23 protein-coding genes are annotated in these 22,386 nt (G+C 67.8%); all 23 read left to right on the top strand.

Annotated features, from left to right (window positions below; genetic code table 11):
• The first annotated feature begins 189 nt into the window (after positions 1 to 189).
• The 23 genes from BMX32_RS02330 (at position 190) to BMX32_RS02220 (ending at position 22,386) form a co-directional block, all read left to right on the top strand.
• The gene (locus BMX32_RS02330) at positions 190 to 1,605 is read left to right on the top strand and encodes a sigma-54 dependent transcriptional regulator (protein ID WP_089974184.1); all 1,416 of its coding nucleotides are present in this window, start codon (positions 190 to 192) and stop codon (positions 1,603 to 1,605) included.
• A gap of 67 nt (positions 1,606 to 1,672) precedes the next feature.
• Positions 1,673 to 2,002, top strand: coding sequence for a flagellar hook-basal body complex protein FliE (gene fliE, locus BMX32_RS02325; RefSeq protein WP_089974183.1), 330 nt, complete (start codon positions 1,673 to 1,675; stop codon positions 2,000 to 2,002).
• A 37-nt stretch (positions 2,003 to 2,039) separates the two neighbouring features.
• On the top strand, positions 2,040 to 3,749 hold the full coding sequence (gene fliF / locus BMX32_RS02320; protein WP_089974182.1) for a flagellar basal-body MS-ring/collar protein FliF: 1,710 nt from the start codon (positions 2,040 to 2,042) through the stop codon (positions 3,747 to 3,749).
• A 13-nt stretch (positions 3,750 to 3,762) separates the two neighbouring features.
• On the top strand, positions 3,763 to 4,752 hold the full coding sequence (gene fliG, locus BMX32_RS02315; RefSeq protein ID WP_244511466.1) for a flagellar motor switch protein FliG: 990 nt from the start codon (positions 3,763 to 3,765) through the stop codon (positions 4,750 to 4,752).
• A complete protein-coding gene (locus tag BMX32_RS02310; RefSeq protein ID WP_089974180.1) occupies positions 4,752 to 5,411 on the top strand; it encodes a flagellar assembly protein FliH in 660 nt (219 codons plus the stop codon). Before fliG ends, BMX32_RS02310 begins: the two co-directional genes overlap by 1 nt.
• Complete coding sequence (gene fliI, locus BMX32_RS02305; RefSeq protein WP_089974179.1) at positions 5,408 to 6,769, top strand: flagellar protein export ATPase FliI; 1,362 nt, start codon at positions 5,408 to 5,410, stop codon at positions 6,767 to 6,769. The genes BMX32_RS02310 and fliI overlap by 4 nt, the downstream gene beginning before the upstream one ends.
• Positions 6,769 to 7,203 carry a flagellar export protein FliJ gene (fliJ, locus tag BMX32_RS02300; RefSeq protein ID WP_089974178.1) on the top strand — a complete coding sequence of 145 codons (435 nt, stop codon included), beginning with the start codon at positions 6,769 to 6,771 and terminating at the stop codon, positions 7,201 to 7,203. The genes fliI and fliJ overlap by 1 nt, the downstream gene beginning before the upstream one ends.
• A 43-nt stretch (positions 7,204 to 7,246) precedes the next feature.
• Positions 7,247 to 8,335 (top strand): flagellar hook-length control protein FliK, encoded by a 1,089-nt coding sequence (locus tag BMX32_RS02295; RefSeq protein ID WP_089974177.1) that lies wholly within the window; start codon positions 7,247 to 7,249, stop codon positions 8,333 to 8,335.
• 190 nt (positions 8,336 to 8,525) lie between these two features.
• Positions 8,526 to 9,014: a flagellar basal body-associated FliL family protein gene (locus tag BMX32_RS02290; RefSeq protein WP_089974176.1), complete on the top strand. Its 489-nt coding sequence runs from the start codon at positions 8,526 to 8,528 to the stop codon at positions 9,012 to 9,014.
• Between the two features lie 16 nt (positions 9,015 to 9,030).
• Positions 9,031 to 10,047, top strand: coding sequence for a flagellar motor switch protein FliM (fliM, locus tag BMX32_RS02285; protein ID WP_089974175.1), 1,017 nt, complete (start codon positions 9,031 to 9,033; stop codon positions 10,045 to 10,047).
• Positions 10,048 to 10,364: 317 nt separating this feature from the next.
• Positions 10,365 to 10,700 (top strand): flagellar motor switch protein FliN, encoded by a 336-nt coding sequence (gene fliN / locus BMX32_RS02280; protein WP_089974174.1) that lies wholly within the window; start codon positions 10,365 to 10,367, stop codon positions 10,698 to 10,700.
• Between the two features lie 5 nt (positions 10,701 to 10,705).
• Positions 10,706 to 11,122, top strand: coding sequence for a flagellar biosynthetic protein FliO (gene fliO, locus BMX32_RS02275; RefSeq protein ID WP_244511382.1), 417 nt, complete (start codon positions 10,706 to 10,708; stop codon positions 11,120 to 11,122).
• Entirely contained in the window at positions 11,119 to 11,868 is a 750-nt protein-coding gene (fliP, locus tag BMX32_RS02270) for a flagellar type III secretion system pore protein FliP (RefSeq protein WP_089974173.1), read from the top strand. Before fliO ends, fliP begins: the two co-directional genes overlap by 4 nt.
• On the top strand, positions 11,865 to 12,134 hold the full coding sequence (fliQ, locus tag BMX32_RS02265) for a flagellar biosynthesis protein FliQ (RefSeq protein WP_089974172.1): 270 nt from the start codon (positions 11,865 to 11,867) through the stop codon (positions 12,132 to 12,134). Before fliP ends, fliQ begins: the two co-directional genes overlap by 4 nt.
• Positions 12,134 to 12,901, top strand: a complete 768-nt coding sequence (gene fliR / locus BMX32_RS02260; protein WP_244511380.1) for a flagellar biosynthetic protein FliR — start codon at positions 12,134 to 12,136, stop codon at positions 12,899 to 12,901. The genes fliQ and fliR overlap by 1 nt, the downstream gene beginning before the upstream one ends.
• Positions 12,902 to 12,906: 5 nt before the next feature.
• The gene (gene flhB / locus BMX32_RS02255; RefSeq protein ID WP_089974170.1) at positions 12,907 to 14,049 is read left to right on the top strand and encodes a flagellar biosynthesis protein FlhB; all 1,143 of its coding nucleotides are present in this window, start codon (positions 12,907 to 12,909) and stop codon (positions 14,047 to 14,049) included.
• A 2-nt stretch (positions 14,050 to 14,051) separates the two neighbouring features.
• Entirely contained in the window at positions 14,052 to 16,166 is a 2,115-nt protein-coding gene (flhA, locus tag BMX32_RS02250) for a flagellar biosynthesis protein FlhA (RefSeq protein ID WP_170843541.1), read from the top strand.
• A 93-nt stretch (positions 16,167 to 16,259) separates the two neighbouring features.
• Positions 16,260 to 17,591, top strand: a complete 1,332-nt coding sequence (flhF, locus tag BMX32_RS02245; protein WP_089974169.1) for a flagellar biosynthesis protein FlhF — start codon at positions 16,260 to 16,262, stop codon at positions 17,589 to 17,591.
• Positions 17,592 to 17,644: 53 nt separating this feature from the next.
• Positions 17,645 to 18,520, top strand: a complete 876-nt coding sequence (locus BMX32_RS02240) for a P-loop NTPase (protein WP_089974168.1) — start codon at positions 17,645 to 17,647, stop codon at positions 18,518 to 18,520.
• The gene (locus tag BMX32_RS02235) at positions 18,517 to 19,248 is read left to right on the top strand and encodes an RNA polymerase sigma factor FliA (RefSeq protein WP_089974167.1); all 732 of its coding nucleotides are present in this window, start codon (positions 18,517 to 18,519) and stop codon (positions 19,246 to 19,248) included. Before BMX32_RS02240 ends, BMX32_RS02235 begins: the two co-directional genes overlap by 4 nt.
• A 26-nt stretch (positions 19,249 to 19,274) precedes the next feature.
• Positions 19,275 to 19,676 carry a chemotaxis response regulator CheY gene (gene cheY / locus BMX32_RS02230; protein ID WP_089974166.1) on the top strand — a complete coding sequence of 134 codons (402 nt, stop codon included), beginning with the start codon at positions 19,275 to 19,277 and terminating at the stop codon, positions 19,674 to 19,676.
• A gap of 8 nt (positions 19,677 to 19,684) precedes the next feature.
• Positions 19,685 to 20,326, top strand: coding sequence for a protein phosphatase CheZ (locus BMX32_RS02225; protein ID WP_244511379.1), 642 nt, complete (start codon positions 19,685 to 19,687; stop codon positions 20,324 to 20,326).
• A gap of 5 nt (positions 20,327 to 20,331) precedes the next feature.
• Positions 20,332 to 22,386, top strand: a complete 2,055-nt coding sequence (locus tag BMX32_RS02220; RefSeq protein ID WP_089974164.1) for a chemotaxis protein CheA — start codon at positions 20,332 to 20,334, stop codon at positions 22,384 to 22,386.

Below are 22,386 nucleotides of genomic sequence, written 5' to 3'. Positions count from 1 at the left end.
CTCGCCCTCACGGTGTGGGCCGCGCCCGCGCCTGCGTTACGTCGCGGCGCGACGTAGATTTCCGCCTTTTCGCGCCGGTATTCCGACGTTGGCACGCTCCTTGATTGATACCTTGGCACGAAGCCGGCGGGAATCCATCGCGGATCCCGGACGGCACATCGATAAACGCATGATGCGAGGTATGCCAAGGTGAAGTCTTCCCACTTTCTCGTCGTCGAATCCGACGCCTCCCGCGCTGAAAGCGTTGTCTCGGCGCTGGCCTTCCTCGGCTACCGTCCGGTCATCGCGGGCCGGAACCCCATGGGCGAGGTCGAAGGCTGGCGCGGTGTCTACGTCGGCACGGTCGACGACGAGAACGAGCTGGAAGGTCACCTCTCGGCACTGGGTCGCGGCGGTCGCAACCTGCCGATGCTCGTCGCCGCGGATTCGCCGCTGGCCACCTCGCTGATCGCCGACGATACGCGCAGCAACAATGTCGAACTGATCGACATGCCGCTGCGTTACGAGCGCCTCTCCGAGGCCCTGCGGGCGCTCCAGTCGCGTGTCGAGCCAGTCCCGTCGAGCCGCCGCTTCGTCGGCCAGTCCGGCCCGATGCAGCGGGTGAACGCCCTGATCCGCCAGGTGGCGCCGTTCGATTCGAGCGTGCTCGTGCTCGGCGAGTCCGGCAGCGGCAAGGAGCTCGTCGCCCGCACCATCCACGATTGCTCGCCGCGCCGCGACAAGCCGTTCGTCGCCATCAACTGCGGCGCGATCCCCGCCGAGCTGCTCGAAAGCGAGCTGTTCGGTCATGAAAAGGGGGCCTTCACCGGCGCCATCAGCACCCGCAAGGGTCGCTTCGAGATGGCCGAGGGCGGCACCCTGTTCCTCGACGAAATCGGCGACATGAGCCTGCCGATGCAGGTGAAGCTGCTGCGAGTGCTGCAGGAGCGCGTGTTCGAACGTGTCGGCGGCAATCGTCCGCAGCGTTGCGACGTGCGCATCATCGCGGCGACGCACCGCGACCTGGAAGGCGCCATCGAACGCGGCAGCTTCCGCGAAGACCTCTTCTACCGCCTCAGCGTGTTCCCGCTGGAAATGCCGCCCCTGCGCCAGCGCCTCGAAGACCTGCCGGCGCTGGTGTCGGAATTCAATCACCGCCTCGTGCAGCGCGGTCTGTCGTCGGTGCGCTTCGCGCCGAGCGCGGTCGGTGCCCTCTGCCGCTACGGCTGGCCGGGCAACGTGCGCGAGCTGTCTAACCTGGTCGAGCGCATGGCGATCCTCATGCCGCACGGCGAAGTCCGTGCCGCCGACCTGCCGGAAAAATACCGCGGCGCGCTGCCGGTCGAAGAAGTCTCCGGCGCGGCGCTGATCGCGATGATGGAAGCCGAGCCCGAGGTCACCGAGTCGTTCGCGTTCGTGGGCGAAGGCGATCCGTCGGTGCTGCCGCAGGGCGGACTCGATCTGAAGGACCACCTCGCCGGCATCGAGATCGGCCTGATCCGCCAGGCCCTCGGCTCCGCCAACGGCGTGGTGGCCCACGCGGCCAAGCTGCTCCGCGTCCAGCGCACCACGCTGGTCGAGAAGCTGCGCAAGTACGGCCTGTCGGAAACGGTGCAGGCGGGCTGACGAGCCTGCGGTTGGCACAGGTCGTGCATCGGGTGACGCAAACCCGATTCCGCGTTGGAAAACCGTCATGACCACGATCGACGTCAACAGCCTCCTGCTTCAGATGCGCCGCATCAGCGCGCAGACCGAGATGCCCGCCATGCGCGGCGTCGGCGAAGCGGGACAAGTGCAGAAGGGCGCGTTCGGCGATCTCCTCAAGCAGTCGATCGAAGGCGTCGCGCAGCAACAGGGCAAGGCCAAGGACATGGCGATGGCATTCGAACGCGGCGATCCGGGCATCGATCTGGCGCAGGTGATGATCCAGGGCCAGAAGGCCGATCTCTCGTTCCGCGCCATGACCGAGGTGCGCAACAAGATGGTCGACGCGTACAAAGAAATCATGAACATGTCGATCTGATCGACATCGCGCTCAACGACAGGATTCGAACCGAACCATGGCAGATAACGGCGTAGCCACCACGGATAGCAACACGGCTAAGCGCATGGACTCGCTGAAGTCGCTGGCGCAGACGCCGGCCGCCCGGCAGCTCTTCATGCTGGCCGGCATCGCTGGCGCCGTCGCGATCGGTATCGCCGCCGTGCTCTGGTCGCGCGCGCCGAATTACGGTCTGCTCTACGGCGGCCTCGAGCAGAAGGACGCCGCCGCGGTCACGCAGGCGCTGCAGGCCGGCAACACCCCCTATACGCTCAGCTCCGACGGCAGCTCGATCTTCGTGCCCGCCGCCGACGTCGCCGGCGTCCGCCTGAAGCTCGCCGGGCAGGGTCTGCCGCAGGGCAGTGCCGCGAGTGCCGTCGCGGCGACGGATTCGCCGTTCGGCATGAGCGACATGGCCGAGCGTACGCACTATCAGTCGATGCTCGAGAACGACCTTTCGGGCACCATCGCGGGCCTGCAATCCGTGCGCGCCGCGCGTGTGCATCTGGCACTGCCCAAGCCGTCGGCCTTCATCCGCGACAACAAGCCGGCGAGCGCGTCGGTCGTCGTCACGCTCTACCCGGGGCGCCAGCTCGATCAGGGTCAGGTCGCCGCGATCGTGCATCTCGTGGCGGCCAGCGTGCCGGATCTCGACACGCGTCAGGTGTCGGTGATCGACCAGGGTGGCAACCTCCTGACCGTGAGCGATCCCGACAGTGCCTCCGCGATCGGCGACAGCCGCCTGCGCCTTTCGAATCGCATCGAAGCCACCTACACGCAGCGCGTCGAAGATCTTCTTACTCCCCTCGTCGGCGCCGGCAAGGTGCGCGCCCAGGTGTTCGCCGATCTCGACTTCTCGCAGACCGAAAAGGCGAGCGAGACCTTCAACCACGACAACCCTGCGCTTCGCAGCGAGCAGACCAACAGCGACACCCGCACCGAACCCGCGACCAACGGCGGCGTGCCGGGAGCCCTGAGCAACCAGCCGCCGAACACCGGCGCCAACGCCACTGCCGCGAATCCCGCCGCCGGGGCCAAGCCGGGCGCGCAGGCCGCGAGCACGCAGACCGCGCAGACGCCGACGCAGCAGACCCAGAGCGCCACGCGCAATTACGAGCTCGACCGCACGGTCAGTCACGTGACCGATCCGGCCGGCAAGGTCGCGCGGCTCTCGGTGGCCGTGGTCGTCGACAACAAGCAGATGCCGGACAAGGACGGCAAGACGAAGAGCGTGCCGTTCACGCCGGAAGAACTGACGCGCCTGACGGAACTGACCAAGAACGCCGTCGGTTTCAGCGCCGAGCGTGGCGACAGCGTCAGCGTCATCAACGAGCCGTTCCACGGCAACGTCGCCGAGGAGGCGCCGCAGAGCATGCCGTTCTGGGAGCGCCCGGGCATGCTGGATCTGATCAAGCAGGGCCTCGGCGTAATGATCGCGCTGATCGTCGGCTTCTTCGTGCTGCGTCCCATCCTGAAGGGCTTGCTGAAGCCGGCGCCGCTGGCGATGAACAACGTCGCGCTGGCCGGCCCGATGCCCACCGTGTCGGTGATGGTCGACGACGACGACATGACGCCCGATCGCGTCAGTACCACGTCCCAGGCACAGCTCGGTTCGCCCGCGCTGCTGGCCTACGAACAGAAGGTGGGCCTCGCCAAGCGCATGGCCGCCGAAAACCCGAAGCAGGTGGCGCAGGTGGTGAAGAGCTGGGTGTCCGACGATGGCGGCTGAGCAGAAAGAGGCCCTGACGGGCGCGCAGCGGGCCGCGATCCTTCTCCTCACGCTCGGTGAGGAAGACGCGGCATCGATCCTGAAGCACCTCGGCGCACGCGACGTGCAGGCCGTGGGTACGGCGATGGCCGCGCTGAAGAACGTCACCAAGGAGCAGGTCGACGTCGTACTGACGCGCCTGCAGGAAGACGTGGGGCAGCACACCTCCATCGGCGTCGGCACCGAGGACTACATCCGCCGCATCCTGGTCAACGCGCTGGGCGAGAACAAGGCCGGTGGTCTCATCGACCGCATTCTCCTCGGCCGCAGCAGCAAGGGCCTGGAATCGCTGAAGTGGATGGAGAGCCGCGCGATCGCCGAGATGATCGGGCAGGAACATCCGCAGATCATCGCGCTGGTGATGGCGCACCTCGAATCCGACCAGGCCGCGGAAGTGATCGGCTACCTGCCGGCGCGCACGCGCAGCGACGTGGTGATGCGCATCGCGACGCTCGACGGCGTGCAGCCGCACGCGCTCAACGAGCTCGACGAAATCATGGAGCGCCAGTTCTCCGGCAATTCCAACAAGCTGAAGTCGGCGAGCGTCGGTGGCCTGAAGGCCGCCGCGGACATCCTCAATGCGATGGAGACGGCGCGCGAAGCCGAGCTCATGGCATCGATCCGTGGCATCGACTCGAGTCTGGGCGAGCGCATCGAGGAACTGATGTTCGTGTTCGACGATCTCGCCGAACTCGACGACCGCAGCATGCAGACGCTGCTGCGGGAGGTGCCGTCGGCACGACTCATCACCGCGCTCAAGGGTGCGGAGGTCGCCATTCGCGAGAAGATCTTCTCGAACATGTCGAAGCGCGCGGCCGACATGCTGCGCGACGACCTCGAGGTCAAGGGTCCCGTCCGTCTCTCCGAGGTGGATGCGGCGCAGAAGGAAGTCCTGGCGACCGCGCGTCGTCTCGCTGACGCGGGCCAGATCAATCTCGCCGGTGGCGGGGAAGAATTCGTCTGATGAGCCTCACCTCGATCCTTTCCCGCGAAAGCGTCGCGCAGTTCGAACGCTGGGAGCTGCCGGTCGTGGGCGCGGTCGACGCGCCGGACGTCGGTGGCGCTCAGGACGAGGGTCCGCATCGGCCGACGGTGGCCGAGATCGAGGCCATCGAGCGACAGGCGCGCGAAGAAGGCTTCAACGCGGGGCTGGCCGAAGGCAGGGCGATGGCGAAGCGCGAACTCGCGGCGCAGGTCGCGCGTCTCGATGCGCTGATCGCCGCCGTCGAGCGTCCGTTCGCGGCACTCGACGACGATGTCGCGGGCGACCTCGCACAGCTGGCGACCGTGATCGCCGAGCGGGTGCTTGGCTACGACATCGCGACGCGTCCCGAGATGATGGTCGAAGTGGTGCGCCAGGCGGTCGACGTGCTGCCTGCCGGTTCCCGTCACCTGAAAATTCACATGCATCCGGCCGACGCTGCGCTCGTTCGCGAGCACCGGTCGTCGGTCGATCACGAAGGCACCATCGTCGACGACGCCGCGCTCGAGCGTGGCGACGTGCGGCTGGAGAGCGAGCATTCCCGTCTCGACGCGCGCGTGCGCACACGGCTGAACGCCGTGATCGACAGCGTGCTCCAGGGTCAGGGCGAGTCCGACGCCGGCGAGGCCGGCACACCGTGAGCGCCGAGCGGCACGTCGCCGAGCGCAACGCGCGCTGGCGCGAGGCCCTCGCCGCGCAGCGCGCCGGCGCCGAGCACGTTCGCCCGCTGCAGGCGGAAGGCAAGCTCCGCCGCGTCGTCGGCCTGACGCTCGAAGCCGTTGGCTGCGAGGCGCCCGTCGGCGCGCGCTGCATGGTGGCCGGCGCGGACGGCAAACAGTTGGAGACCGAGGTCGTCGGATTTTCCGATGGACGCCTGCTGCTGATGCCGACCGGCGAAATGCACGGCGTGCTGCCCAATGCGCGCGTCACGCCCGTCGCCGCGGTCTCCGGCATTCCCGTCGGCGATTCGCTGCTCGGCCGCGTGATCGGTCCCGACGGCGCGCCGCTCGACGGTCAGGGACCGCTGCTCGCGCGGGAACGCGTCCCGCTGCGTCGCGATCCCATCAACCCGATGCTGCGCCAGCCGATCGACACGCCGCTCGACACTGGCGTGCGCGCGATCAATGCGCTGCTCACCGTCGGGCGCGGCCAGCGTATCGGCCTGTTCGCCGGTTCCGGCGTGGGCAAATCCACGCTGATGGGCATGATGACCCGGTTCACCGACGCGGACGTCGTCGTGGTCGGGCTGATCGGCGAGCGCGGTCGCGAAGTGAAGGAATTCGTCGACCATACGCTGGGCGAGGAAGGCCGTCGTCGCGCGGTTGTCATCGCCGCGCCCGCCGATGCGCCGCCGCTGTCGCGGCTGCGCGGTGCGCAGGTCGCGACGGCCGTCGCCGAACATTTTCGCGACCAGGGCAAGCGCGTGCTGCTGCTCATGGATTCGCTCACCCGTTACGCGCAGGCGCAGCGCGAGATCGCGCTCGCGATCGGCGAGCCCCCGGCGACCAAGGGCTATCCACCGTCCGTGTTCGCGATGCTGCCCGCGCTGGTCGAGCGCGCGGGCAACGATGCCGAAGGCCGTGGCTCGATCACGGCGTTCTACACCGTGCTGACCGAAGGCGACGATTACCGTCATGACCCGATCGCCGACTCGGCGCGCGCGATTCTCGACGGCCACATCGTGCTGTCGCGCGACATGGCCGAAGCGGGCCACTACCCGGCGATCGACATCGAGGCGTCCATCAGCCGCGTCATGCCGGCGGTGGTGACGAAAGACCACATGCGCTCGGCGCAGCGTTTCCGCCAGGTGTACTCCGCGTATCGCCAGCAGCGCGACCTGATCGCCGTCGGCGCGTACCAGAAGGGCAGCGATCCGCGCACCGACGAGGCCATCGCGCTCTATCCGCGCCTCTCGGCCTTCCTCCAGCAGGAAACCGACACGCCCGTGAACCTCGCCGATGCCGAAGCCGGGCTCGTCGAAGCGGCGCAGGCCGTCTGATGTCGTCGCGCGCCGACCGGCTTCAGCCCGTCGTCGACCTCGCCGCCGAGCGCGCCGAGAAGGCGACTCTCGCCCTCGCGAATCACCAGCGCGCACTGGCGGAGGGCGAACATCAGTTGTCCGAGCTGCGACGCTATCGCAATGAATACGCGTCGATGCCGAATGGCATCGGCGTCGCCGCGTTGCTGAATCGCCAGCAGTTCCTGCAGAAGATCGACATGGCGATCGTGCAGCAGATGAGCGAAGTGCAGCGTCGCGAACAGGCGCTGGAGCGCGCCCGGCAGGACTGGACGGCCGCGCGCGGCCGCGCGAAGGCGCTCGACTCCGTCACCACGAAATACCGCGACCAGGAACGCAAGTCGCAGGACCGCCGCGAACAGGAACAGGCCGACGAGCGCTCGCAGTATCGCCGCGCGCCGAGGGGCGAGGGCTGACGAGCCTCCGTCCGACACCGAACGAAACGACCGGATCACCCGCATGAACAACGCCACGCTCGCTCTCCAGACCGCCCGCGCCGCCGCATCGCCGACGCAGGCGTCCCCGCGCCCGCAGGACGACGCTTCACCGGCGAAGCGTTTCGACGCGGCCCTGGATGCCGCGCATGCCGACGCGCGCCAGCCCCAACGGACGTCGTCGAACACGGCCGCCGCGGACAAGTCTTCGGCGCCCGCGAAAGCGCCGGCGGCGAAGCAAGCGACAGGCGACGCGAAGGGCGCGGAGAAGAAGGACGACGCGACGGACGCCGACGACGCATTGATCGCCGCTACGATGCTCTCGCTGATCGGCGTGCCGCCGAAAGTGACCGAGGCCGCCACCCGGGTGCTGGGCGCGGCGAAGGAGGCTGCGACGGCGCCCCTCGCCGGTGTGGCGAACGTGGGATCCGCACTTGCGAGCCTGCTGCCGGGTGGCGCCACGAAGCCCGGGGAAGCGACGCTCGTGCCGTCGTCGGCGGTGTCGGGCGATCCGGCAGCTGCGGCCACTCCGGCGATGGCCGTGGCGAACGTTCCCTTCAGCGCCTTGCTTTCGGCGCAGGCCGGTCAGGCCACGCCGGCGAAGGACGACGCCACCGCGTCGCTGGATCCCGCAAGCACGAGTCCGATGCCGCTCGCCCACGGTCAGGCTCCGACGCATGGCGTCGAGACCCTCGTGCAGGTGCAGGCGACCCAGGCGGCCATGTCGCCGCAGTTCGCGCAGGAACTGGGCGACCAGATCGCGTGGATGGGCGCCGGACAGATCAAGGAAGCGCGCATCAAGCTGCATCCCGAGGAGCTCGGCAGCATGGACGTGCGCGTGAACCTCGACGGCGGCAAGGTGAACGTGGCGATCATCGCGCAGCATCCCGCGGCCGTGCACGCCGTGCAGCAGACGCTGTCGCATCTGGACACGATGCTCGCCCACCACGGGCTTTCGCTCGGGCAGGCGGATGTCGGACAGGGCCAGGCCGGGCAGGGTGGTACGGGGCAGGGGCCGGCGGGGAGTCATGACAGTGGATCGCCGGGCGACCCGCAAGACGTCGTCGCGACGACGCGGGTTTCGCCGCGCGGTCTGGTCGACGAAGTCGCCTGACGCTCCTGCAAAGGGATTCACGGCGTCAAGGTTTCGACGGGTGACGATATTTCGACTAGTCGCATTCCCGTTCAGACCCACGAATTCAGGCGTTTAAAGCGTTAGCGCGACTGGCACGCCGATTGCACACTATGGTGCAAGGCCTTCCGGCCAACGTACCCAACGCATCAGATCACGAGGTTTTCCACGCATGGCCGCAGCACCGAAAGAAGCCGTCGAAGGCGCACCGAAAAAGAAGAAGGGCAAACTGCTCCTGATCGGCGCGCTCGTGGTCCTCGCGGCAGGCGGCGCGGGTGGCTGGTTCATGATGAAAGGCGGCCACAAGCCGGGCGAGAATGCCGCCGAGGCCACGAAGTCCAAGCCTGCCGTCTACCTCCAGCTGGACCCGGCGTTCGTCGTCAACTTCCAGGACGATACCGCGCTGCGGTTCCTCCAGGTGGGCGTGAACGTCATGTCGCACGATCCGGAAGCGATCGTCGCGGCGAAGGAAGCCGATCCCGAAATCCGCAACGCCCTGCTGATGCTGTTCTCGGCGCAGGACGTGAAGAGCCTGTCCGACGTCAAGGGTAAGCAGAAGCTCCAGGCCGCCGCGCTGGCGGAGATCCAGCGCGTGCTGAAGGAAAAGATCGGTCGGCCCGGTGTCGACGCGGTCTACTTCACCAGCTTCATCATGCAGTGACGGGACACCTCCGGCCATGAGCGACATCCTCACCCAGGAAGAGATCGACGCGCTGCTCGCCGGCGTGGAAGGTGGCGCGGTCGAGACCGAACTCGAGCTGCCGCCGCCCGGTGGCATCCAGGATTACGACTTCACCCAGCAGGACCGCATCGTTCGCGGCCGTCTGCCGACGCTGGAAATGGTCAACGACCGTTTCGCGCGCTATTTCCGCGCCAACCTGTTCAACGTGTTGCGCAAGTCGTGCGAGGTGTCGGTCCTCGGCGTGAAGATGACCAAGTTCAACGAGTACGTCCACTCGCTGGCCGTGCCGAGCAACCTCAACCTCATTCGCATCAAGCCGCTGCGCGGCACCGCCCTGATGGTGTTCGAGCCGCGTCTGGTCTTCACCGTCATCGACAACTTCTTCGGGGGCGACGGCCGGTACCACGCGCGTATCGAGGGCCGCGACTTCACGCCGACCGAGAACCGCGTCATCCAGATCGTGCTGCAGGAAGCCTTCACGGCGATGGCCGAAGCCTGGGCCCCGGTGCTCCGGATGCAGTTCGAGTTCATGAATTCGGAGATCAATCCGCAGTTCGCGAACATCGTCAGTCCGACGGAAACCGTCGTGGTGTCGCGCTTCCACATCGAGCTGGACGGCGGTGGCGGCGAAGTGCACCTGACCCTGCCGTACTCGATGGTCGAGCCCATCCGCGAACTGCTCGACGCGGGCGTGCAGAGCGACCGCGCCGAGCGCGACGATCGCTGGATCCAGAACCTGCACGAGGAAATCCTCGACGCCGAGGTCGAGATCACCTCGATGCTCGCGGAAGCCCGCCTGACCATCGGCGACTTCCTGCACCTGCGCAAGGGCGATGTCATTCCGATCAGCCTGCCGGAGACGGCGACGATCTTTGCCGAAGACGTGCCCATCTTCCGCGGGCGCATGGCGAACTTCAACGGCAACAAGGCCGTTCAGTTCGATTCGCTGCTCCGGCGCAGTGCGCCGCGCCAGGCCGCCCCGGCCATCCAGCCGCTCGCCGAGCCGGTCTGAAGTTCGCTCTGGTGGGAGCCAGCCTGCTGGCGATGGGTGCTTGCCGCAAGCACCCATCGCCAGCAGGCTGGCTCCCACCTTTGTTTTGACCGGACAGTGGGAATGCTCGACTGTCAATTGCCCGTCTTGGTGACTAACTGCCGTCGAGCGTCAGGTTTCTGACTGTCGCACTGCGTCACATGCCTTATGCGACGCCTTCCTCAGTTCCGCAAGCCCGACGCGACGCCATTTTCGCCCTCCGTTCGACCCCCGGTTCCCGTGGCACGCCGCTTGCTTCACATAGCCTGCACCCGGCAACGTCTCTCACTGGAACGGACATGAACGAACCCACCACCCTCGAAGATATCGACACCAGCGATGCCTCGCTGGCCTCGTCCATCGGCCTCGGCAACGAAGTGAACCTCGACGTCATCCTCGACGTCCCGGTCACCATGGCGATGGAAGTCGGTCGTACGAAGATCAGCATCCGCAACCTGCTCCAGCTCAACCAGGGTTCGGTGGTCGAACTCGACCGCGCGGCCGGCGAGCCGCTCGATGTGTTCGTGAACGGCACGCTCGTCGCCCACGGCGAAGTCGTCGTCATCAACGAGAAGTTCGGCATCCGGCTGACCGACGTGATCAGTCCGGCCGAGCGCGTCCGCAAGCTGCGGTGAGCCGCGTGCGTCGTGCCGTCGCCGCCCTCGCCGGCGGCTTCCTTCCCTGCGCCCTGATGGCGGCTCCGGCCGCCGCCCCGGCGGTCGATTCGGGCGCGGAACTCCTCCGCGTCACGATCAGCCTGGCCGGTGTCGTGGCGCTTATCTTCTTCGTCGGCTGGATCAGCCGCCGTGCCCAGGCGCGTGTGCGTCCGGGCGGCCGAAAGATCCGCGTCGTCGAATCGATGCCCGTGGGCATCAAGGAAAAGGTCATGCTGCTCGAAGTCGGCGGTACGCAGATCCTCGTCGGCGCCTCGCCGACCGGCGGCCTGCGTACGCTGCACGTGCTGGAAACGCCCGTGCAGGACGACGCGGCGCCTTCGGCCACCGCGCCCGTCGCTCGTGGCTTCCGCGACGTGCTCTCCCAGTGGAAGCGCCCATGAAGCGCTGGCCCTGGCTCGTCGTCCTGATGCTCCTGCTCGTGCCGTTCCCGGCCTTCGCGGCCGATCCGCCGGGCATCCAGCTGCTCAATGTGCAGCCGGCCGCCAACGGCGGCCAGACGTGGTCGCTGTCGATCCAGATGCTGGCGCTGATGACGGCGCTGACCGCGCTGCCGGCCATCCTGCTGATGATGACCTCGTTCACGCGCATCATCATCGTGCTCGGTTTCCTGCGCCAGGCGCTCGGCACCAACAGCACGCCGCCCAACCAGGTGATCCTCGGCCTCTCGCTCTTCCTGACGCTGTTCGTCATGACGCCGGTGATGAACAAGGCGTACGACGCCGGCATCAAGCCGTACATGGACGGCCAGATGAGCGTGCAGGACGCCCTGCCGCTGGCCGCCGGCCCGTTCCGCCATTTCATGCTGGAACAGACGCGCGAGCCGGACCTGCAGCTCTTCACGAAGCTGGCCGGCGAGCAGCCCTATGCCAACAAGGACGCCGTGCCGTACCGCGTGGCCTTGCCCGCCTTCGTCACGAGCGAGCTGAAGACCGCGTTCCAGATGGGCTTCCTGCTCTTCATCCCGTTCCTCATCATCGACCTCGTCGTCGCGTCCGTCCTGATGTCGATGGGCATGATGATGGTCTCGCCGATGATCATCTCGCTGCCGTTCAAGATCATGCTCTTCGTGCTCGTGGACGGGTGGACGCTCCTGCTGGGCACGCTCGCGGGGAGTTTCTTCCAGTGACGCCCGAGTCGGTCATCGGCTTCGGCCAGCAGGCACTGCATATCGCGATGCTGATCGGCGCGCCGCTGCTGCTCACCGCGCTCGCGGTCGGCTTGCTCATCGGCATGATCCAGGCGGCGACGCAGATCAACGAGCAGACGCTGAGCTTCATCCCGAAGCTCATCTCCATGGCGCTGGTGATGATCATCGCCGGCCCGTGGATGCTGCGCACGCTGGTGCAGTTCACCCGCACGCTGATCGAGAACCTGCCCCAGGCGGTCCGTTGATGCCGATCGACCTCGCCCAGCTCGAAGGGTGGGTCGGTGGCGCGTGCTGGGCACTGGCCCGCATCTCCGGCCTGCTTCTCGTCGCGCCCGTGCTGGGAGCGACGACGATCCCCGCACGCATCCGCGTGGGCCTGGCGCTGCTTCTGACGATGGCGCTCGCGCCGCTGGCGCCCCTCGATATCCGCCCGCTGTCGGCGCAGGGTATCGGCACGCTCGCGCAGCAGGTGCTCGTGGGCGCGGCCCTCGGCTTCGTCCTCAAGCTGGTGTTCGAGGCGGTGTCGTTCGGCGGTCAGATCGTGTCGCAGGCGATGAGCCTCGGTTTCGCCGAGACGATCAACCCGGGCATCGGCGGCACGGTGTCCGTGCTCAGCCAGTTCTACATGATGCTGGTGACCTTGCTGTTCCTCGTGATGAACGGCCATCTGCAGCTGATTTCGCTGCTCGCCGACAGCTTCCGGACGTTGCCGGTGGGACAGCAGGGCATCGGCGCCAACGGCGTATGGGGCGTGCTCGAATTCGCCGGCCACCTGTTCGCCGGTGCCGTCCGCGTGGCGCTGCCCGCACTGACGGCCACGCTCGTGGTCAACCTTGGCTTCGGCGCGATCAGTCGCTCGGCACCCTCCATGAACCTGTTCGCGGTGGGCTTTCCCATCACGATCTGCCTCGGCCTGCTGGCCGTCTGGCTCGCGCTGCGCGCCCTCCCGGGCGCGTTCGATTCGCTGCAGACCGACGCGTGGAACACCATGCGTCAGCTTATCGGGAGGTAGCCGCCATGAGCGAGACCGATAAGGAAGACAAGACCGAAGCCCCTAGTGAAAAACGCCTTCGCGAAGCGCGCGAGAAGGGCGACCTTCCGCGCTCGCGCGATCTGTCGACCGCCATCGTCGTGCTCTCCGGCGTCTTCGCCCTGATCGCGTCGCGCGACCAGATGGCCGTGCACGCGGCGAACATCATGCGCGTGGGCCTGCACTACGGGCGCGACGACCTGTTCGCCGCGAACGGCATCTATCGCGCGCTGATGACGGCCGCGCTCGAAGGCCTGAAGCTGCTCGGCCCCGTGTTCGCCGCGACCATGGTGGCCGCCATCGCCGCGCCGGCGCTCATGGGTGGCCTGAACTTCTCCGGCCAGGCGCTGATTCCCAAGTTCGACCGGCTCGATCCCATCAAGGGTTTCTCGCGCCTCGTGTCGGTCAACGGGCTCGTCGAACTCGGCAAGTCGGTGCTCAAGCTGCTGTTGATCGGGGGCGCCCTCGCGTGGTTCCTGATGCGATCCACCCGGGAGATGTACACGGTGGGTACCGGCCCGGTCAGCGACGGTATCGCCAAGGCGTTCGGCATCTTCGGCCATGCCTCGATGATCTTCGCCTGCGCCCTCGGGGCCATCGCCCTGGTCGACGCGCCGTGGCAGAAATTCAGCTTCACCAAGAAGATGAAGATGTCGAAGCAGGAGGTGAAGGACGAGCACAAGGAAAACGAGGGCAGTCCCGAGCTGAAGTCAAAAATTCGTCAGATGCAGCACCAGATGGCCCGCCGCCGGATGATGGAAGACGTGCCGACGGCCGACGTGATCGTGACCAATCCGACCCACTTCGCCGTGGCCCTGAAATACGACGAGAACCGCATGGGAGCGCCCCGCGTGGTGGCCAAGGGCATGGACGTGATCGCCCAGCAGATCCGCGATGTGGCGGGTGGCGCGAAGGTTCCCGTCGTGGAATCGGCTCCGTTGGCACGCGCCTTGTATCACACGACGGAAATCGGACGCGAAATCCCCTCGGCGTTGTACGTCGCGGTGGCCCAGATCCTGGCCTACGTGTTCCGGCTGAAGCAGGCGATCGCCATGGGCGACCTGCCGCCCGACCTGCCGCGGCAGGAGATCGACCCGGACCTCATGGGTCCCTACAGAATGGATAACTGACGATGGCAGCCTCCACCAGCTTCATGGGCACGTTCCGCCAGATCGGCCGCCGCGGCGTCGCGGCGCCGGTGGCGATGCTGATCATGCTCGGCATGATGATGCTGCCCCTGCCGCCGTTCATGCTCGACCTGCTGTTCACCTTCAACATCGCGCTGTCGCTGGTGATCCTGCTGGCCACGATGTACGTGATGCGGCCGCTTGAGCTGGCGTCGTTCCCGACGGTGGTGCTGTTCGCCACGTTGCTGCGCCTGGCGCTGAACATCGCGTCGACCCGCGTCGTCCTGCTGCACGGCCACAACGGCCCGGGCGCGGCCGGCAAGGTGATCGAGGCGTTCGGCGAGTTCGTCATCGGCGGCAACTTCGCCGTCGGCTTCGTCGTCTTCGCGATCCTCACCATCATCAACTTCGTGGTGGTGACCAAGGGCGCCACGCGCGTCTCGGAGGTCACGGCCCGGTTCACCCTCGACGCCATGCCCGGCAAGCAGATGGCGATCGACGCCGATCTCAACGCCGGTTTGTTGACACAGGAGCAGGCGCGTGAGCGTCGCCAGGAAGTCCGCGAGGAAGCCGACTTCTACGGCTCGATGGACGGTGCGTCGAAGTTCGTCCGCGGCGACGCCACGGCCGGCATCCTGATCCTGGCGATCAACATCATCGGCGGCTTCTTCATCGGCATGCTGCAGCACGGTCTGTCGGCCGGCGAAGCCGCGCGCACCTACACGCTGTTGACCATCGGCGACGGCCTGGTCGCCCAGGTGCCGGGCCTGATGCTTTCCATCGCCACCGCCGTGATCGTCACGCGCGTGTCGAAGTCGCAGGAGATGGGCAAGCACGTCATGGGTCAGCTGTTCGGCCAGCCCAAGGCGCTCGGCGTCGCGGCGGCCGTGCTCGGCACCATGGGCCTCATCCCGGGCATGCCGAACCTCCCGTTCCTGATCCTCGCCGGCATCACGGGCTTCGGCGCGTGGAAGCTGCATCGCAAGCAGCTCGACGACGCCGCCGGCATCGCCACCGGGGCGGGGGCGGGCGCGCCCGGCACCGAGCTCGCGCTGGAGTCGGCGCCGCCGGCCGAACGCCTCGAGCTGTCGTGGGAAGACGTCGCGCAGGTCGACACCATCGGCCTCGAAGTCGGCTACCGCCTGATCCCGCTCGTGGACAAGGCGCAGGGCGGCGAGCTGATGGCGCGCATCAAGTCGGTGCGCCGCAAGCTGTCGCAGGAGCTCGGCTTCCTGGTGCCCTCGGTGCACATCCGCGACAACCTCGATCTGGTGCCGCACGGCTACCGCATCTCGCTGATGGGCGTGCCGATGGGCGAGGCGGAAATCCATACCGAGCGCATGCTCGCGATCGACCCGGGCCGCGTGCACGGCACGATCAACGGCATCGCCACGCGCGACCCGGCCTTCGGGCTCGACGCGGTCTGGATCGAGCCCGGCCTGCGCGAGCATGCGCAGACGCTCGGGTACACCGTCGTCGATCCGGCGACCGTGATCGCCACGCACCTCTCCCACATCCTGCAGAACCACGCGCACGAACTCATCGGCCATCAGGACGTGCAGCAGCTGCTGGACCGTCTCGCGCAGCAGACGCCGAAGCTCGTGGAAGACCTCGTGCCGAAGCGCCTGTCGCTGGGCGCGGTGGTCAAGGTGCTGCAGAACCTGCTCGCCGAGCGCGTGCCCATCCGCAATTTCCGCGGCATCGTCGAATCGCTGGCGGAGCACGCGGGCCAGAGCCAGGACCCGGGCGTCCTCGCCGCCGCCGTGCGCGTCACGCTCGGTCGCCAGATCGTGCAGGAGATCGCGGGCCTCGGCAGCGAGGTCCCTGTCATTACTTTGGCGCCGGATCTCGAGCAGATCCTCCTGCAGTCGCTGCAGGGCGGTGGTCCGGCGGGCGCGGCCGTGGAGCCGGGTCTCGCCGACCGGCTGCAACAGTCGGTGGCCGAGGCCGCACGGCGGCAGGAAGCGGCGGGCGAACCGGCCGTGCTGCTGGTTTCCCCGGCGCTTCGCCCATGGCTTTCGCGCTTCGTGCGCCATGTGGCCCAGAACCTGCATGTACTCGCCTACAACGAGGTTCCGGACAACCGGCGCGTCAAGCTGGTGACGGCCCTCGGACGATAAGAGTGAGACGCCGCCCGGAGAATCGGGCGTCGGACCGGACGAACATGGTGGTGTCCCGGAAGAGGGCGCCCGGACGAAGACAGGATCGAAGGCATGAAAATCAAACGATTCGTTGCTCCCGACATGCGCCAGGCGATGCGCCAGGTCCGTGACGAGCAGGGTCCCGACGCGGTGATCCTGTCGACGCGTCGCATGGACGACGGCATCGAAATCATCGCCGCCCTCGATTACGACGAAGCCCTGGTGCGCGAAGCCGGCTTCGGCGTCGAAGCGCCGGCCCGCCGCGAAGACGCGCCGATCCGTGCCCAGCGCGACGACCTCGAGCGTGCCGCGCGCATCGATCAGGCCCGCGCCGCCACGGCCGCCGCCGTGGAGCGCGCGGCGAAGACCGCCCCTCCGGCGACCGCCGCGCCGCAGCGCCAGTCCAGCGCCGCGCTCGCCGCGAGCGTCGCCGACGTGGTCCGCGCAGCGACCGTGTCGCCGAACAACGACGCCGCCGTGAACGGCGTGCGTGCCGAGATCAACAACCTGCGCGAGATGCTGGAAGTGCAGCTCTCGACACTGGCCTGGAACCAGATGGACCGCGACCAGCCGCTGCGCGCCCGCGTGCTGCGCGAGATGACCCGTCTGGGCATCGACGGCGACGTGGCCCGCGCGCTGTGCGCCGAGCTGCCGCCCGGCATGACGGCCGAACAGGCGCGCTACCTGCCGCTGGGCATCCTGTCGCGCAACATCCGCACCAGCGGTCGCAACTTCGACACCGTCGGTGGCGGCGTCACCGCGCTCGTCGGCACGACGGGCGTGGGCAAGACCACCACCATCGCCAAGCTCGCCGCGCGCGCGGTCCTTCGGCACGGGGCGTCCAACGTCGCGCTGATCAGCGCCGACCAGTACCGCATCGGCGCCGGCGCGCAGCTGGAGCACTACGGCCGCCTCCTCGGCGTGCGCGTGTTCAACGCGCACGACGCCGTCAGCCTGCGCAACGTGCTGCTGCAGCTGCGCGGCCGCCACACGGTGCTCGTCGACACCGCGGGGCTGGCCGGCAACGACCCGAAACTGCAGGAGCAGTTCGAGACCTTGCGCGCGACCTCCGACGTCCGCGTCTGTCTTGTGCTCGCCGCCAACGCGCAGTCGCAGGCGATCGACAACGCCATCCGCGCCTACGCACCCCTGGCGCCGCAGAGCGCGATCCTCACCAAGCTGGACGAGGCGCCGCTGATCGGCGGCGCGCTCTCGGCGGTCATCCGCCACGGCCTGCCGCTCGACTACACCACGGACGGCCAGCGCGTTCCCGAGGACATCGCCTCGGCCGACGCCCGCAAGCTGGTCTGCCTCGCGGCGCAGCTGCTGAAGCAGCGCACCGAGGAGCCCGACGACGCCATCCTCGCCGAGCGCTTCGGCATCGCCACGCCGGTCCTGGCGTGAACGCGCCTTCCCTCCACACGAACCAGACCCCTCTTACGGCAGTGACTTCCTCCATGAGCACACACGTCGATACCACCCAGGCCGCCGGACTCAACTGGCTCGCCGACCGTCGGCCCACCCGCAGCATCGCCATCGCGGGCGGCAAGGGCGGCGTGGGCAAGACCACGGTGGCGGTGAATCTCGGCATGGCGCTCGCCATGGGCGGACGCGACGTCCTGCTGCTCGACGCCGACCTCGCCATGGCGAACATCGACGTACTGCTCGGCCTCCAGCCCACCCGCCACCTCGGCCACATGCTCGAGGGCGAGTGCGCGATCGAAGACCTGGTCCTCTCGGCCGCTCACGGCCTGAAGGTCATCCCGGCCACCTCGGGTGCACGCCGCATGGCGCAGCTGCCCAACATCGAGCACGCGGCGGTCATCCGCGCGTTCGACGAATACACGCTGCCGCCGGAATACCTCATCGTCGACACCGCGGCCGGCATCTCGGACAGCGTCTCGATGTTCGCCGCCGCGTCCGACGAAGTCGTCGTGGTGGTCTGCGACGAACCGGCCTCGCTGACGGACGCCTACGCGCTGATCAAGGTGATGAGCCGCGAGTTCGGGGTCAACCGCTTCCGCATCGTCGCCAACATGGTGCGCCACGCACAGGAAGGCCGGCAGCTGTTCGAGAAGCTGTCGCGGGTGACCAACCGCTTCCTCGACGTGTCGCTCGATTTCATGGGCATGGTCCCGCACGACGAATACCTGCGCCAGGCCATTCGCCGCCAGTCGGCGGTGGTCGACGCGTGGCCGAGCAGCCGATCCGCGGTCGGATTCAAGAATCTGGCCAGGTCGGTCGATACATGGGGTGAACCCGAGCCCCGGGTACAGGGCCGCATCGGCTTTTTCGCCGAGCGGTCCCACATGGGGGGAGGGCTGCCACTGTGAGCGTCGCGACCGAATACCTTGAGATCACACGGATTCCTCCGGATCAACTGGTACGAACACACGCGCCGCTGGTGCGCCGCATCGCCTATCACCTGATGGGCAGGCTGCCGCCGAGCGTGGATGCGAACGACCTCATGCAGGCCGGGATGATCGGCTTGCTGGAGGCCGCAAGAAATTACTCGCCGACTCGCGCGGCCAGCTTCGAGACCTATGCGGGCATCCGCATTCGTGGCGCCATGCTGGACGAACTGCGCAAGACGGACTGGACCCCGCGCTCCGTCCACCGGAAGTTGCGCGAGGTGGCGGAGGTAACGAGGCAGATCGAGAACGAAACGGGCGGCGACGCCGATGCCATGGAAGTGATGAAGCGGCTCGGTATCGACGCGATGGAATACAACCAGATCCTGGCCGACGCGGCGAGCGCGCGGTTGCTGAGCCTGACGGCGCCGGAAGGCGACGAGGGTTCGGCGATCGACGTGGTCGACCCGGACGCCGCGGGTCCGGAAGGCCTGTTCGAACAGGCGGGCCTGCGCGACGCGCTGGCGCAGTCCATCGACGGACTGCCCGAGCGCGAGAAGCTGGTCATGTCGCTGTACTACGATGAAGAGCTCAACCTGAAGGAAATCGGTGCGGTGCTGGGTGTGAGCGAATCGCGGGTGTGCCAGATCCACGGCCAGGCCCTGATCCGCCTCCGCGCACGCATGTCGGGTTGGAAAGAAAAGCAATAAACGCTGCAGCAAGGCGGAGACGAGTTTTGGACAAGAACATGAAGATCCTCGTGGTGGACGATTTCTCCACCATGCGACGCATCGTCAGGAACCTGCTGGTGGAGCTCGGCTTCACCAACACCCTGATCCAGGAGGCGGAAGACGGCAACGCGGCGCTCGCGATGCTGCGTGCGCAACCCTTCGACCTCGTGGTCACCGACTGGAACATGCCCAACATGACGGGCATCGACCTGCTGCGCGCCATCCGCGCCGACGCCGGTCTGAAGTCGATGCCGGTGCTGATGGTCACGGCCGAGAACAACCGCGACCAGATCATCGCCGCCGCGCAGAGTGGCGTGAACGGCTACGTGGTCAAGCCGTTCACGGCAGTCACGCTGAAGGAAAAACTGGACAAGATCTTCGAGCGGCTCGCCGCGGCTGCCGGCTAAGGATGACGATGAACACGATGCTCTCCAGCGGCCACGACGTGGCTCCCGAACTGCGCGAGTTGCTCGACGCCGACGACAGCGTCGCCTTCGAGAAGGCGCTCGACAACCTGCTGCGCACGCGCGAACAGCACCTGTTCATGGCGCTCGGCCACCTCGCGCGCGACCTGCACGAGTCCGCCCGCCGCCTGGCCGCCGACATTTCCACCGATGGCGTGCCGGGCAACATGAGCGACGCGCGCAAGCACCTCCGCGACGTGCTCGAAATGAGCTCGCAGGCCGCGCATCGCACGCTCGATTTCAGCGAAAAGCTGCGCCCGCAGGCGCAGGCGCTCGCGCGCCAGGCCGACGAGGTGCTGGTGCTCGATCATGCCGACCCCGCGTTCGCGACCCACGCGACGTCGCTCGCCGTGCGCGTCGGCGACTTCGCGCAGAGCTGCGACATCGGCTTCGGCGAAATGGTCGAGGCGCAGTCGTGGCAGGACCTCTCGGGCCAGCGCGTCGCGCAGGTGGAGGCGTTCATGGCCAAGGTGGAATCGTCCCTGGTCGAACTGGTGCGGCTGACGGGCTCGCTCGCCGGCGGCGCGGCACCGGCGGCCGACAAGGTGAGCCAGGACGAAGTGGATCGCCTGCTCAGCGAATTCGGCTTCTGAGCACCGTGAGCGTCGAGCTGGACAACGAGCTTCTCAACGTCTTCCTGATCGAAGCGCGCGAACTGCTCGAGAGCCTGGGCGAACAGCTCGTGGACCTCGAGTCGTCGCCGGGCGACGTCGAGCTGCTGAACGCGGTCTTCCGTGCGTTCCATACCGTCAAGGGCGGGGCGGGCTTTCTTGGCCTGAACCCGATGGTCGAGCTGTGCCATCGCGCCGAGGACCTCCTCAACGAGGCCCGCAACGGTGCGATCGTGCTCGATGCCGGCTTCATGGACGCGCTGCTGGAGTCGCTCGACCTGCTCAACGACATGATGCGCGCCGCGGACGGCGCCGTCCCGATCGAGCCGGCGCCGCGCTCGCTGCTCGACCGTCTGCTGATTCCGGGTCGCGCGGCCTCCGCCGCGCCCGTCGCGCTGGCGGTCCCCGTCACCGCGCCCGCGCAGCCGTCGGCGGCACCGCACGATCCGATCGAGGACGAGTTCGAAGCGATGCTCGACGCGGCGCGCAGCGATCGCGCGCCGGCGCCCGCATCGTCGGGCACCATCTCCGACGACGAATTCGAAGCCCTTCTCGATTCGCTCTACGGCACCGGCGCGCCCGGCACCGAAGCGGCGGACATCGCGCCTGCAGTGGTAGTGAGCGCGCCGCCGCCTCCCGCCGATCCGAACGCGATCAGCGACGACGAATTCGAAGCGCTGCTCGACAGCCTCCACGGCACGGCCGCCCCCGGCGCCGTCGCACCGGCTTCTATCGCGGCCGCCGTGCCGGCTGCGGGCGCGCCCGCAGGAGGGGACCTGGCTGCGACGCCGGTCGTCCCGGTCCCGCACGCCGAAGCGGCGTCTGCGCCGAAACCCGCCAAACCCACCGAAAAGCGCGCCACCGCCGCAGCCGACACCACGGTCCGCGTCGACACCCACCGCCTGGATGGACTGGTCGACGCCGCGGGCGAGCTCGTGCTCGTCCGTAACCGTCTCGCCAACCTCGCGCCGCGCGGCACCAACGATCCGATGGAACGCGCGATCGGCGAACTCGAGCGCGTGGCGGAAGACCTCCAGAACGCCGTGCTGCGCATGCGCATGCAGCCCGTCGGCAAGCTGTTCTCGCGATTCCCGCGCATCGTGCGCGACCTCGCGCGGCAGCTGGGCAAGGAAATCGAGCTCGTCACCGAGGGCGAGGACACCGACATCGACCGCACGGTGGTGGAGGCGCTGGCCGATCCGCTCGTGCACCTGCTGCGCAACGCGGTCGACCACGGCATCGAGATGCCCGAGGCGCGGGAGCGCGCAGGCAAATCGCGTAACGGCACCGTTCGCCTCGCGGCCGGACAGTTCGGCGACCGCATCGTCATTACCGTCACCGACGACGGCAAGGGGATGGACCCCGAGGTCCTGCGTCGCAAGGCCGTGGAAAAGGGCTTGCTCGATGAAGAGCAGGCCGCTCGCCTCGACGAGCGCGAGTGCTACGAGATCGTGTTCCGTCCGGGCTTCTCCACGGCCAGCCAGGTCTCCGACATTTCCGGTCGTGGCGTCGGCATGGACGTGGTCAAGACCAAGATCGTCGAGCTTGGCGGCACACTGTCGATCGATTCGCGCGTGGGACATGGAAGCACCGTCCGTCTCTCGGTGCCGCTGACCCTCGCGATCCTCCGCGTGCTGATGGTGCGCGTCGGCTCGCGTCTGCTTTCACTGCCCATGTCGAACGTGGCCGAAGTGTTCGAACTCGTGCCGGGCCAGATCCAGGAGCTCGACGGACGCACCGTCGCGGCCCATCGCCAGCGTGCGCTGCCGCTCGCCGACCTCGGTCGCTGGGCGGGCGGGGCAGGCAGGGGCGGGCACGTCGTGGTGGTGCAGATCGGGCACCAGACGCTCGGCTGTCTCGTCGACGAGGTGATCGGCCGCGAAGACGTCATGGCCAAGCCGCTCGGCCCTTTCCTCAAGGACGTGCCGGGCATCGCGGGTGCCACCATCACGGGCGACGGACGCATCGCGCTCGTACTCGATCTCGCCGGCCTGGCCGACGACGGCGGCCAGGTGCTGCCGACACTGAGGATGGCTGTCTGA

Source organism: Luteibacter sp. UNCMF331Sha3.1 (assembly GCF_900109915.1).
Classification (GTDB): domain Bacteria; phylum Pseudomonadota; class Gammaproteobacteria; order Xanthomonadales; family Rhodanobacteraceae; genus Luteibacter.
Note: the sequence above shows the minus strand (reverse complement) of the source record. Positions and strands in the feature narration are given on the sequence as shown.

What these genes read in the sequence shown, in the direction of transcription:
- flhB (WP_089974170.1), top strand. Translation starts at nt 12,907, where the DNA reads ATGAGCGAGACCGATAAGGAAGACAAGACCGAAGCCCCTAGTGAAAAA.
- fliE (WP_089974183.1), top strand. Translation starts at nt 1,673, where the DNA reads ATGACCACGATCGACGTCAACAGCCTCCTGCTTCAGATGCGCCGCATC.
- BMX32_RS02290 (WP_089974176.1), top strand. Translation starts at nt 8,526, where the DNA reads ATGGCCGCAGCACCGAAAGAAGCCGTCGAAGGCGCACCGAAAAAGAAG.
- BMX32_RS02310 (WP_089974180.1), top strand. Translation starts at nt 4,752, where the DNA reads ATGAGCCTCACCTCGATCCTTTCCCGCGAAAGCGTCGCGCAGTTCGAA.
- fliR (WP_244511380.1), top strand. Translation starts at nt 12,134, where the DNA reads ATGCCGATCGACCTCGCCCAGCTCGAAGGGTGGGTCGGTGGCGCGTGC.
- BMX32_RS02225 (WP_244511379.1), top strand. Translation starts at nt 19,685, where the DNA reads ATGAACACGATGCTCTCCAGCGGCCACGACGTGGCTCCCGAACTGCGC.
- fliF (WP_089974182.1), top strand. Translation starts at nt 2,040, where the DNA reads ATGGCAGATAACGGCGTAGCCACCACGGATAGCAACACGGCTAAGCGC.
- BMX32_RS02295 (WP_089974177.1), top strand. Translation starts at nt 7,247, where the DNA reads ATGAACAACGCCACGCTCGCTCTCCAGACCGCCCGCGCCGCCGCATCG.
- flhF (WP_089974169.1), top strand. Translation starts at nt 16,260, where the DNA reads ATGAAAATCAAACGATTCGTTGCTCCCGACATGCGCCAGGCGATGCGC.
- fliP (WP_089974173.1), top strand. Translation starts at nt 11,119, where the DNA reads ATGAAGCGCTGGCCCTGGCTCGTCGTCCTGATGCTCCTGCTCGTGCCG.
- BMX32_RS02240 (WP_089974168.1), top strand. Translation starts at nt 17,645, where the DNA reads ATGAGCACACACGTCGATACCACCCAGGCCGCCGGACTCAACTGGCTC.
- fliM (WP_089974175.1), top strand. Translation starts at nt 9,031, where the DNA reads ATGAGCGACATCCTCACCCAGGAAGAGATCGACGCGCTGCTCGCCGGC.
- flhA (WP_170843541.1), top strand. Translation starts at nt 14,052, where the DNA reads ATGGCAGCCTCCACCAGCTTCATGGGCACGTTCCGCCAGATCGGCCGC.
- fliJ (WP_089974178.1), top strand. Translation starts at nt 6,769, where the DNA reads ATGTCGTCGCGCGCCGACCGGCTTCAGCCCGTCGTCGACCTCGCCGCC.
- fliN (WP_089974174.1), top strand. Translation starts at nt 10,365, where the DNA reads ATGAACGAACCCACCACCCTCGAAGATATCGACACCAGCGATGCCTCG.